The 12,805-nt window shown below is 58.2% G+C and carries 8 protein-coding genes; 3 read left to right on the top strand and 5 right to left on the bottom strand.

Features of this window, described 5'->3' with window-relative positions; genetic code table 11:
• The coding region (locus M0974_RS14660; RefSeq protein ID WP_297837929.1) for an autotransporter domain-containing protein at positions 1–2,766 on the top strand (2,766 nt) is incomplete at its 5' end.
• 179 nt (positions 2,767–2,945) lie between these two features.
• Here M0974_RS14660 and oadA read toward each other — a convergent pair.
• On the bottom strand, positions 2,946–4,754 hold the full coding sequence (gene oadA / locus M0974_RS14655) for a sodium-extruding oxaloacetate decarboxylase subunit alpha (RefSeq protein WP_297837927.1): 1,809 nt from the start codon (positions 4,752–4,754) through the stop codon (positions 2,946–2,948).
• 9 nt (positions 4,755–4,763) lie between these two features.
• Entirely contained in the window at positions 4,764–6,179 is a 1,416-nt protein-coding gene (locus M0974_RS14650; protein WP_297837925.1) for an acetyl-CoA carboxylase biotin carboxylase subunit, read from the bottom strand.
• 192 nt (positions 6,180–6,371) lie between these two features.
• On the opposite strand from M0974_RS14650, the gene M0974_RS14645 reads away from it, so the two are divergent.
• Complete coding sequence (locus tag M0974_RS14645) at positions 6,372–7,337, top strand: LysR family transcriptional regulator (RefSeq protein WP_297837923.1); 966 nt, start codon at positions 6,372–6,374, stop codon at positions 7,335–7,337.
• Here the strand turns inward: M0974_RS14645 and M0974_RS33330 are convergent.
• The 3 genes from M0974_RS33330 to M0974_RS14630 all read right to left on the bottom strand — a co-directional run bounded on the left by M0974_RS33330 (position 7,276) and on the right by M0974_RS14630 (position 10,762).
• On the bottom strand, positions 7,276–7,521 hold the full coding sequence (locus tag M0974_RS33330) for a PA3496 family putative envelope integrity protein (protein ID WP_367279018.1): 246 nt from the start codon (positions 7,519–7,521) through the stop codon (positions 7,276–7,278). The two genes, M0974_RS14645 and M0974_RS33330, sit on opposite strands and share 62 nt — an antisense overlap.
• Positions 7,522–7,734: 213 nt before the next feature.
• Entirely contained in the window at positions 7,735–8,601 is an 867-nt protein-coding gene (gene hexR, locus M0974_RS14635; RefSeq protein WP_297837920.1) for a transcriptional regulator HexR, read from the bottom strand.
• 127 nt (positions 8,602–8,728) lie between these two features.
• Positions 8,729–10,762 carry an EAL domain-containing protein gene (locus tag M0974_RS14630; protein ID WP_297837917.1) on the bottom strand — a complete coding sequence of 678 codons (2,034 nt, stop codon included), beginning with the start codon at positions 10,760–10,762 and terminating at the stop codon, positions 8,729–8,731.
• 245 nt (positions 10,763–11,007) lie between these two features.
• On the opposite strand from M0974_RS14630, the gene uvrD reads away from it, so the two are divergent.
• Positions 11,008–12,805: DNA helicase II (gene uvrD, locus M0974_RS14625; RefSeq protein WP_297837914.1), on the top strand; the 1,798-nt coding region annotated here is incomplete at its 3' end.

Raw genomic sequence — 12,805 nt, 5'->3', positions numbered from 1 at the left:
GGCGCGGGCGTCGTGGTCGACAACTCAGGCAAGATTATTTCCACCGCCGGCCGGGCGTTTGACAGCAGCGGCGATGAGACAAAAGCGCGCAATTACATCATCACCAACCGGGCGGGCGGTCTGATCGAGGGTTTCGACGATGCCCTGCGCATCAACAGCAACATCCCTAGCGGCACGATTGTCATCGACAACAGCGGCACCATTCATTCGCTGACCGGCCAAGGCCTGGACCTTGATGCGTTGCGCGGTGCGGGCGTGAAAACCACCATTATCAACCGTGAGGGTGGCCTGATCCGGGGCGACCTCAGCGACGGAATGAAGACCGGCTCCAACGCCAGCATCACCAACTATGGCGAGATTTTTACAGGTGACTCCAAGACCGCTACCGATAAATTCGACGGCATAGACATCGACTCCGCGACCGGTGTCACAGTGACCAACTACGGCCTGATTTCAGGCGGTCGCCATGGCATCACCACCGACCTGGGCGCCACGCTGACCAACTTCGGCACAGTAATCGGGCGCAACGGCTCCGGCTTTGGTTCGGATGGCAGCGGCACGGTTATCAACTACGGCACCATCACTGGGGCCAACAATGGCCTACAGCCCAACGGTGATGGCGACGGGGTCGACATCGACCTCATCGGCCATATCGAAAACTACGGCACGATCCAGGGCGTGGGCGCGAGCGGTGTCGATAAAAACGGCTTCGCCAACGGCAGCGAAGGCATTGCCGCCGGCGGTGGCTACATTCTCAACGCTAAGGGTGCAATGATCAGCGGCGCCAACAGCGGAATTTTGGTCGATGACGGCAGCGGTGGTTCCGGCGTCGGCGCCACCTACCTGGAAAACCACGGGACCATTCGTGGGCTGGACGGATTTGGCGTCAAGCTGGTCGGCGAATTCGACGACCAGGTGATCAACGACGGCGTAATCAGCGGCACCAATGGCTTGGCGCTGGACCTTGGCGGCGGTAACGACACGTTGATCCTGCGCAACGGCAGTCGCTTTAACGGATTGGTGGATGGCGGCACCGGCACCAACACCTTGATCATGGACGACGCGCTGGGCGGCAGCTTTGGCGCCAGCCAAAACTTTGAATCTCTGCAAGTTCGTCAGGGCGTCTGGACGTTGACCGGCAGTGGCGACTTCAGCGTGGGCGGCGCTGTTCTCAGTGGCGCCGAATTGATCAATCAGGGCGGTATCGCCGGCACCATGACCGTGGATCAAGGCGCGGTGTATGGAGGCGGCGGTACGGTCGGCAATCTCAACGTCAACGGGACCTTGCTCGCCAATACCGTGCTAGGTGCAGCCAGCGTCAACGGCAACCTGACCATGGGCAGTGGCTCGACGCTGGCCTTTGGCGCCAACGCGGATGGCAGCAGCGCCACGCTCAACGTCGCGGGCAACGCCAACCTCAACGGTGCCTCACTGGTGGTCAATGCCAACGCCACCAGTAATGCTTATCCGTGGCAGAGCAGCTACACCGTGCTCGAAGCTGGCAGTATCAGCGGCAAATTTGGCAGCGTCAGCAGCGACTATGCGTTTTTGACCCCAACGCTGACATACGACCCGACCAAGGTCGGCCTGACCTACACGCGCAACGACGTCGCCTTCAGCGACTACGCCAGCACGGCTAACGGCGGTCGCGCGGCCAACAGCCTGGCATCCCTGAGCAAAAACAATACGCTGTACAACGCCCTGCTGAATACCAGCACCAGCACAGCAGGTTCGGCCATCGAACAATTGGCCGGCAGCAGCAACGCCAGCCTGAGCAGTGCCACCTTGGCCGGTAGTGCTCAAGTAGGCAGCAGCATGCTGGCTGCCATGCAGCAAATGGGCAGCGGCGCCGGTCTGTTAATCGGCCTGGACCAGGCACAAACCCCTACCTTCGCCGCCACGGGCGTGCCCAGCAGCGCGCGCAATTTGAACGACCCCAACGCCCAAGGCCGCGTGTGGCTGCAAGGCATCGGCAGCTACGGCAAGCTCGACGGTGAGCACGGTAGCAGCGGCCTGGAACAACGCACTCGCGGCAGCCTACTCGGCGCAGACTGGGCGCTGACCCCGAGTTGGCGTATGGGCATATTGGGCGGCTACTCGAAAACTGACCTCGACAGTAGCGGCGTCGATGGCACCGTCGACAGCTGGCACGTGGGTGCCTACGCCATGCGCCAAAGCGGTCCGCTGGCCCTGCGTTTGGGCGCTGCCTACAGCAAACACGATGGCGAGAGCAAACGCAGCGTCGACTTCAACGGCTTCACCGACCGACCAGAAGGCGATTACGACGCCAACAGTCAGCAAGCGTTCGCGGAACTGGGTTACGCCTTGGGCAGCGGTCGAATCAGCGCCGAGCCTTTTGCCAACCTCGGCTATCAGCGCTACCACCGCGATAGCTACACCGAGAAAGGCGGCGCCGCGTCTTTGCAGGTCGATGCGCAAACCCAAGACAACTTCAGCAGCACCTTCGGCCTGCGCTTGGCGCACCTCAACCAACTTGAGAGCGGCATCAGCCTTACCCCACGCGCGAGCCTCGGCTGGCGCCACGTCTACGGCGATGTCGACAGCGAAACCCGCCAGGCCTTCGTCCTCGGCGGCAGCGCGTTCAGCGTCGAGGGCAGCGCATTGGATCGCGACAGCCTGATGGTCGAAGCCGGCCTGGATATCGGGCTGTCAGCCCGCCACACCTTGAGCGTCGGTTACAACGGCGAACTGGGCAGTAACAGCCGCAACCATGCGTTGATGGGGCAGTGGCAGATGAGTTTCTAAGCCTGGGCCCAAGCGAATTCATTCGCGAAAAGGCAATGCGGTCTGACTGATGCACCGGGTCGCGGCCTTCCCGAATGAATTCGGTCCCGCAGGGTGCTTGGATCTCTAACAAATCAGGAAATAAAAAAAGGGGAGCCACGAGTGCTCCCCCCAGAGTAAACAGTTAAGCGGGTACCGAATCAGCCCTCGATTTCCACCAGGATTTCGCCAGGGTTAACGCGATCACCTTTGGCGACATGAATCGCCGTGATTTTGCCTGCGATGGTGGCCTGTACTTCAGTCTCCATCTTCATCGCTTCAGTGATCAGCAGTGCTTGACCCGCTTTGACCACGTCGCCTTCTTTGACCAATACGTCGACGATGTTGCCCGGCATCGTGGTGCTCACGTGGCCCGGTTCGGTCGCTTGTGCGCGCTTGCCGATGCCGCCGCCCACGAACTCATTGAGCGGTTCGAACACCACTTCTTCCGGCATGCCATCAATCGTCAGATAGAAGTGGCGCTTGCCGCCGGCTTTGACGCCGACACCCGTGATGTCTACACGATAGCTTTCACCGTGGACGTCGATCACGAACTCAGTGGGTACGCCCTCGCCGCCCGCCTTACTGATGCCACCCGCCTCGGGGATCGGCAACAGCTCTTCGGGTTTCAAGGTGCCTGCTTCGCGTTCTTCAAGGAATTTGCGACCAATGTCCGGGAACATCGCATAAGTCAGCACGTCCTCTTCAGACTTGGCCAGGGCGCCGATTTCCGCCCGCAGCTTGACCATTTCTGGTTTGAGCAAATCGGCTGGGCGCACGTCAATCAGCTCTTCATTACCAATCGCCTGACGGCGCAGCTTTTCATCCACGACGCCCGGTGCTTTACCGTAGCCACCTTGCAGATAGAGCTTCACTTCGTTGGTGATGGTTTTGTAGCGCTCGCCTGCCAGTACGTTGAAAAACGCCTGAGTCCCAACGATTTGCGATGTTGGTGTCACCAGCGGTGGGTAGCCAAGGTCTTTACGAACCCGAGGAATCTCCGCAAGCACTTCAGCCATGCGGTTCAGCGCGCCCTGCTCTTTGAGCTGATTGGCGAGGTTGGAAATCATCCCCCCCGGTACCTGGTTGACCTGCACGCGAGTGTCGACCGAGGTGAATTCGCTTTCGAACTGGTGATATTTCTTACGCACTGCGTAGAAATACAAACCGATTTCCTGCAGCAACTCCAGGTTCAGACCGGTATCGAACTCGCTGCCCTTGAGCGCGGCGACCATCGATTCGGTACCTGGATGGCTGGTGCCCCAGGCGAAGCTAGAGATTGCGGTATCGATGTGATCGGCACCGTTTTCAATCGCTTTAAGCTGACACATCGCGGCCAAACCGGCGGTGTCGTGGGAATGGATGAACACTGGCAGCGATTGCTCAGCCTTTAGCGCCTTGACCAGCTCACCGGTGGCATACGGCGTCAGCAGGCCAGCCATGTCCTTGATCGCCACTGAGTCGCAACCCATGGCCTCCATCTGCTTGGCCTGAGCCACAAATGCTTGAATCGTGTGCACTGGGCTGGTGGTATACGCGATGGTGCCTTGCGCATGTTTGCCCGCAGCCTTAACCGCTTCAATCGACACGCGCAGGTTTCTGACGTCGTTCATCGCATCGAAAATACGGAACACATCGATACCATTGACCGCTGCCTTGGCCACGAAAGCCCGCACCACGTCGTCGCTGTAATGCCTGTAACCCAAAAGGTTCTGACCACGCAGCAGCATTTGCAGGCGTGTGTTAGGCAGCGCCGCACGCAGTTGGCGCAGGCGCTCCCACGGGTCTTCTTTCAGAAAGCGCACGCAGGCATCGAAGGTCGCGCCGCCCCACACTTCCAGCGACCAATAGCCGACCTTGTCGAGCTTTGCGCAGATCGGCAGCATGTCTTCGGTGCGCATGCGGGTCGCCAACAGCGACTGATGGGCGTCACGCAGGATGGTGTCAGTTACAAAAATCTTCTTGGACATGGGACTTCCTCACAGGCCTGCGTGGGCGGCAATGGCGGCGGCGATGGCCAAAGCCAGCTCTTCGGGTTTGCGCTTGATCGAGTAGTTGGTCAGTTCCGGGTGGGCTTCAACGAAGCTGGTGTTGAACTGGCCGCTACGGAATTCCGGATTTCGCAAAATTTCCTGGTAATACGCTGCCGTGGTCTTGACCCCTTGCAAGCGCATGTCGTCCAGAGCGCGCAAGCCCCGGTCCATGGCTTCTTCCCAGGTCAATGCCCAGACAATCAGCTTCAGGCACATCGAGTCGTAGAACGGCGGAATCGTGTAGCCGGTATAGATCGCCGTGTCAGTACGCACGCCAGGACCGCCGGGTGCGTAATAACGGGTGATCTTGCCGAAGCTCGGCAGGAAGTTATTTTTCGGGTCTTCGGCGTTGATCCGAAATTGCAGGGCGAAACCACGGTGAATGATGTCTTCCTGCTTGACCGACAGCGGTAGGCCGGACGCAATACGGATCTGCTCGCGGACGATGTCGATGCCGGTGATTTCTTCAGTGATGGTGTGTTCCACCTGCACCCTGGTGTTCATCTCCATGAAGTACACCTCGCCCTCGGCGAGCAGGAACTCCACGGTACCCGCGTTTTCGTAACCCACCGCTTTGGCTGCCCGCACCGACAGGTCGCCGATGTAAGCGCGCTGCTCAGGGGTCAGTTGTGGGCTCGGGGCGATTTCAATCAACTTCTGATTACGGCGCTGGATGGAGCAATCGCGCTCGAACAGGTGCACGACGTTGCCAAAACTGTCGCCAAGAATCTGGGCTTCAATGTGCTTGGGGTTAACAATGCACTTTTCGAGGAAGACCTCCGCAGAACCGAAGGCTTTGGTCGCTTCCGAGATAACCCGGGGAAATGCCTGTTCCAGCTCTTCAGGGCTGTTGCAACGGCGAATGCCGCGACCGCCACCGCCTGAGGTGGCCTTGAGCATCACCGGATAACCGAGGCGCTCGCCTTCTACCAACGCTTCAGCGATGTCGGCGACGTTGCCTTCGGTGCCCGGCGTGACCGGCACACCAGCCTTGATCATGCTGCGGCGAGCTTCGGTTTTGTCGCCCATGCGGCGAATAACTTCGGCCGATGGACCGATGAATTTGATTCCACGTTCGACGCAGATGTCCGCCAGCTCAGCGTTTTCCGAGAGAAAACCGTAACCAGGGTGCAATGCATCACAACCGGTTTCTACAGCCAGGTTGACCAGCTTGCGCGGGTTCAAATAACCAGCAAGCGGTTCTGCGCCAATACTGTGGGCTTCGTCAGCGCGCTTTACGTGCAGCGCATGACGGTCGGCGTCGGAATAGACCGCAACCGAGCGGATGCCCATCTCGGCGCAAGCACGCACGATCCGGACAGCAATTTCACCGCGGTTGGCGATCAGGATTTTTGTTATCACTGGCGTTTCCTCGACCGTTAGAACAGACGAACCGGCTTAGCCGTTCGGCGTGGGACCGCATACTGCGTTGCAGTCGCATTACGGGAACCACCCTAAGCTGCGAGAAGGATTAATAAAAATCAGTAAAAGTTGGGATGTGTATAAGGAAAACCTTATAGTTGGCTTCATCGGCTTTTGAATAAGGTGAAAAATATGCGTAAGTCATTGATGCGTATGACATTGCGTCAGCTACGAATCTTCAATGAAGTGTGCGACTTGAAATCCTACAGCCGCGCAGCCGAGGAAATGTCTTTAACGCAGCCGGCCGTAAGCCTACAAATTCGCCAGCTGGAAGAGCTTATCGGTCAGCCGCTGTTTGAGTATGTTGGCAAAAAGCTCTACCTCACGGAAGCCGCTGAAGCGCTCAAAGCCGCCAGTCGCGACATCTTTGGTCGGCTGGAAAACCTTGATATGCAGCTAACGGACATGCAGGGTTCGTTGCAAGGACAGCTCAAACTGGCCATTGAATCCAGCGCCAAGTATTTCGTGCCGCATATGTTCGCCGCGTTCAAACGACAGTACCCCGATGTCATTCTCAACCTGACCGTGGTCAATCGCGCACAGACGATTCGGCGGCTGTCGGATAACCGGGATGACTTGGTGATTATGTCGATGGTGCCGCAGGACATGGGGTTGGAGTTTATGCCGTTCCTGAACAACCCCATCGTTGTGGTAGCGCCACCTGATCATCCACTGTGCCAGGCCGAGACGTTGACGCTTAAAGACTTGGAACCGTATCCGCTGCTGATCCGCGAACTTGGCTCAGGCACTCGCAAAGCCTGCGAAGAGTTCTTCAAAGAGAAACGAGTGCACTTCAACCACACGCTAGAAGTGTCTTCTAACGAAGCCCAGCGCGAAAGCGTGGTTGCCGGTTTGGGGCTGGCAATGCTGACTCGTCATGCATTGAGCCTGGAACTGGCCACCGGCATGCTGCGTGAGCTACCGGTAGCCGAGTTGCCGCTGTATCGCAGTTGGTGCGTGGTGCAGGCCAAGGACAAACCGCTGTCGCCGGTCGCCCGCGCGTTTCTTGGGTTCATCCGCGCCGAACGTGCGCAGATCAGCCGGCTTGTTGAGCGTTTCGACGGGAATCTTCCGCGCGCTGTTGCCACAAGTTATTGACCGGACCTAGGTCGAAGTAGTCAGAAAGCTCTTGGGCTAATTGTCGCTGCTCGGAATAGCTCTCGATGGCGCGCCGAAATTCCATGCGTCGCTGATCTTCCTGTTGGCGCCGAGTGTTCTTGGAGGTATTTGCAGCGCTCGCGGTGTTGGCGTGCGGCTGTGATTCATCGTAGTGCCGAGGCATGTCCTGTCTCCCATCACGTGTTCGGGAGCTAGAGCATGAGCGTCGGCAATGACGATTACGCGGCGATCAAGTGACAGGATGATGAATGCTTTTTGACTGATGTTCGCTTATTTACCGCGTTGGCTTTTTCGCGAATGAATTCCCCCAGGAGATATGCGGTGTAACTGTGGGAGCGAATTCATTCGCGAAGACGGCCTGACAGCTAGAGCGCTATCAGTCGTCGACGTGCTTGGCTGACTTTGGCGAGAGACGAAGGCTGCGCAGGCTGCGTTTGACGCTCTTCAGGTGGTTGACCAAACTCGGGCCACGCGCCATGGCCACGCCCATCGCCAGTACATCGATCACCACCAAATGGGCAATTCGAGAGGTGAGCGGCGTATAGATTTCAGTGTCTTCATGGACATCGATGGCGAGATTGATGCTGGCCAATTCCGCTAACGGCGTCTGACTCGGGCACAAGGTGATCAACGTGGCACCGCTTTCACGGACCAAATTCGCGGTGATCAGCAAGTCCTTGGAGCGCCCCGATTGGGAGATGCAAATGGCGACGTCCGTGGGCTTGAGCGTGACTGCCGACATGGCCTGCATATGCGGGTCGGAATAGGCCGCAGCGGTCAGCAGCAGACGGAAGAATTTGTGCTGCGCATCCGCTGCGACGGCGCCGGAAGCACCGAAACCGTAGAACTCTACGCGCTGGGCGGCCGCCATGGCTGTCACCGCCGATTGCAACGCTTGGGGATCAAGATTTTCCCGAACCTCCATCAGCGTATGCAGCGTCGTGTCGAAAATTTTCAGGCTGTAATCAGCAACCGAATCGTCTTCGTGAATCGCGAACTGACCGAAGCTGGCACCCGCGGCAAGGCTCTGCGCCAATTGGAGTTTCAAGTCCTGGAAACCAGTGCAACCGATAGCTCGACAAAAACGCACGATGGTCGGCTCACTGATACCCACGCTGTGCGCGAGGTCAGCCATGGAGCTGTGCATCACGGCCGCTGGGTCAAGCAGCACGTGGTCGGCAACCTTGAGTTCCGACTTGCGTAGCAGATGGCGTGACTGGCCGATGTGTTGCAACAGATTCAAAGGAGAGGACTCAATGATTGCGGCTTTGCCGGGATGTAGCTTTCTTGTAGTTATACTACATGACCTGCGGGCCGCACAGCTAAACGAGCTTGGCGAAGTGATATGTGCGGAAGATCGCGCCGGACTGTCACGCCCATGCGGCGAGTTGGTCATCCATCAATAAGCGTGTAACCGCCTGCGCTTCCACCGGTCGACTGATCAGGTAGCCCTGGACCTCATCGCAGTGGTGGTCTTTGAGAAATGCCAGTTGCTCGTGATTTTCCACGCCTTCGGCGACGACTTTCAGCTTCAGACTATGAGCCATGGCAATGATTGCCTGGGTGATAGCCGCGTCTTCGGTACCCTCACCTAGACCACAAATAAACGTCTGGTCGATCTTCACGTAATCCACCGGAAAACGCTTCAGGTAGCTCAATGACGAATAACCCGTGCCAAAGTCATCGATGGCCAACTTCACGCCCAAGTCATGCAGTTGATGGAAGGTCGCGATAATGTGCTCAACACTGTCCAGCAGCTGGCTTTCGGTCAGCTCCAGCTCAAGATGCTGCGGCTCCAGCCCAGTTTCTTCCAGCACCTGGCGGACCAGACTGACCAGTTTCCCCTGGCGCAGTTGATGGACCGACAGGTTAACCGATACCCGAATCGGCTCCAGCCCCTGACGCTGCCATTCCCGCGCCTGCCAACAGGCTTGGCGCAACACAAACTCGCCGATGGGTCCTATCAACCCTGTCTCCTCCGCCAGCCCGATAAATTCCCCCGGCGGCACCATGCCCAGCGTTGGGTGCTTCCAGCGCACCAAGGCTTCAACGGCATTCAAGCGACCTGTCGCGAGGCACAGCTTCGGTTGGTAGAATACCTGCAACTGCTTTTCGTCGATGGCTTTGCGCAGCTGATTTTCCAGTTGAAAACGCTCTAGCGTGCTGGCTTGCAAGCTGTCGGTGTAGAACTGGAAATTATTGCCGCCCACGTGTTTGGCATGCTGCATGGCTATGTTTGCCTGGCTGATCAGCACCGAGATCTCCCGGGCCGAATCAGGCAGTAGGCTAATGCCGACCGACGCACTGATGACCAGCTCCTGCCCATCAACCAGCAGCGGTGTGCGTAATTTAGCCAACATTCGACTGGTCACCCGCGCCAGGCTGGACAGATTGCCGTACGGGTCGAGCAACACGGCAAATTCATCTCCAGACAACCGCGCAATGGTGTCGGCCTCAGGCAACGCACTGCTCAAGCGTCGAGCGACCTGGCGCAGCAACTGATCAGCCACTTCATGCCCCAGGCTGTCATTGAGCAACTTGAAGCGGTCCAGGTCGATGTGTAGCAATGCAAGACCCCGCCCGCCCTGACGCACGCGCTGATTGGCTTCGCGAAGGCGCTCTCTGAAGAGCGAGCGGTTAGCCAGCCCCGTCAGTTCGTCATAGTGGGTGAGGTAGCGCATTCGCTCCTCAACCTCCCGCGCCAACGCTTGATTGAGCTGCTCGCCCTGAGCTTGCGCCTGTTGCAGATCCTCGATGAGCGCCTGATTTTGAAAACGCCTGAGCAAACCGCGACGGATCAAACGATTTATTTGCACCGCCACGACCACCAGCGCCATAAGCAAAATCAGGCCGAGCCATGCCCAGCCTCGTTGCTGCTCATCCCCCTGTAGAAACAGGAAAGCGATCGATGGCAGCAAACACGACAGGGTAAAGGTCAGAAACGCCGGCATGCTCACCGCGTAGGCGACACTGGCTGACAACGTGGCCGCGCCGATCAGGCCGAACACCCAGGCTTGCTGCACGAAGTTGTCAGTGGGGACCAAAGCGATTGCAGCGCTGGCAAGCGTCAGGCCACTGACAGCTGCCCCTAGCAAAAACATGACTCGCCAGATCGGTTGTGCCTGGCGCAACGGCGTCGCCGCGTTGAACGCCGCGACCTGCATGACGCGCAGGCCAACCAGCGCGGTCAGCCAGCCCAGCCAAATACTAATCAGCAGTGCGCGCTGGGGGCTCCAGAGCAACCAACTGCAGACCAATCCATTGAGCAACATGAACAGGGTCGGCAATAGTGAACCCTGGTAAAGCAGGCGCGTGCGCTCAACGGCAATCTGCGTTGCAAATTGCTCTCGGAGCACCCGACGGGTCGCAACAGCAGCGCCCGAGGAGCTTAAAATAGGGGTCATAGGCAATGTTCTTATAATGGTTGGGCCTTAAACGTCGGCCGAGCATACACAAGCTGCTCAGTAGACCAAACTGCCGAAGGTCATTAACCCAGTCCGGCGGTCGCTCCGAATGCCTTGCCCCAGGCGGCTCAGGCATAGCCGGCGGCGCCTGCAGACCTGACTAACCGGTCATCCTTCGAGTGACATTTATCGGCTAATGCAAAGCTTGGTTTGCCCGAGCTAGCGCAGCACCCTAGAATGCGCCGATGCGCGATGATCTCTCCCTTCTGCTGAACTCCCTCAACGATGCCCAACGTCAGGCCGTAGCTGCCTCTGTCGGCCGTCAGTTAGTCATTGCCGGCGCTGGTTCCGGTAAAACCCGTGTGTTGGTGCACCGTATCGCCTGGTTAATCCAGGTCGAGCAAGCCTCCTCACACTCGATTTTGTCGGTGACGTTTACCAACAAAGCCGCTGCCGAGATGCGCCACCGCATCGAGCAACTGATGGACATCAGTCCGGCCGGCATGTGGGTTGGCACGTTCCATGGCTTGGCGCACCGCTTGTTGCGGGCGCATTGGCAGGAAGCCGGGCTGAACCAGAACTTCCAGATTCTCGACAGTGATGACCAGCAACGCTTGGTCAAGCGCGTGATGCGCGAGATGGGTTTGGACGAACAACGCTGGCCGGTCCGTCAGGCCCAGTGGTTCATCAACGGCCAAAAAGACGAAGGCCTGCGCCCGAAACATATTCAGGCTGTGGGTGACTTGTTTCTAACCACCATGAAAGCGATCTACGAAGCCTACGAGGCTGCCTGTCAGCGCGCCGGGGTCATCGACTTCTCAGAGCTGCTGCTGCGCGCCCTGGATTTGTGGCGCGACAATCCGGGCTTGCTGGCGCATTACCAGCGACGCTTCCGTCACGTGCTGGTGGACGAGTTCCAGGACACCAACGCCGTTCAATATGCGTGGCTGCGTCTACTGGCCCAAGGTGGCGACAGTTTGATGGTGGTTGGCGACGATGATCAGTCGATTTACGGCTGGCGCGGCGCAAAAATCGAGAACATTCACGAGTATTCTTCAGACTTCCCTGACACCGAGACCATCCGCCTGGAACAGAACTACCGTTCTACGGCAAGCATTCTCAAAGCCGCCAACGCGCTGATCGTGAACAACAGCGGGCGCTTGGGCAAAGAATTGTGGACCGATGGTGGTGACGGCGAACTGATCAATTTATACGCCGCGTTCAACGAACATGATGAAGCGCGCTACGTGGTCGAAACCATCGAAAGCGCGTTGAAGACCGGCCTGATGCGCAGCGACATCGCCATTCTTTACCGCTCCAACGCCCAATCGCGGGTGCTGGAAGAAGCATTGCTGCGCGAGCGTATTCCGTATCGGATTTATGGCGGTCAGCGCTTCTTCGAGCGTGCCGAAATCAAAAATGCGATGGCGTACCTGCGCTTGCTGGACGGCCGTGGCAACGATGCAGCGCTGGAGCGCGTCATCAACGTTCCAGCACGCGGTATTGGCGAAAAAACCGTTGAAGCGATTCGTGAACACGCACGCCATGCCGATGTGTCGATGTGGGAGGCCATGCGCCAACTGATCGCCAATAAAGGCCTGACCGGTCGTGCCGCTGGCGCGCTGGGTGGGTTCGTCGAGCTGATCGAAAACTTGGCGGCGAAAGTCATGGAGATGCCGTTGCATCTGATGACGCAGACGGTGATTGAGCAATCCGGGCTGATCAATTACCACAAGGAAGAGAAAGGCGAAAAAGGCCAGGCTCGGGTAGAAAACCTTGAGGAATTGGTCAGTGCGGCGCGCAACTTCGAGAACGCCGAAGAAGACGCCGATCTGTCACCGCTGGCGGCTTTCCTTGGCCATGCATCGCTGGAATCCGGCGACACTCAGGCTGAGGAACACGAAGACAGCGTGCAACTGATGACCTTACACAGTGCCAAGGGCCTTGAATTCCCTTACGTGTTCCTGGTGGGCATGGAAGAGGGCCTGTTCCCGCACAAAATGAGCCTGGAAGAGCCGGGCCGTCTTGAAGAGGAGCGCCGCT

It is taken from the genome of Pseudomonas sp., assembly GCF_026224925.1.
Taxonomy (GTDB): Bacteria; Pseudomonadota; Gammaproteobacteria; order Pseudomonadales; family Pseudomonadaceae; genus Aquipseudomonas.
This window is presented reverse-complemented; position numbering and strand designations above follow the sequence as displayed.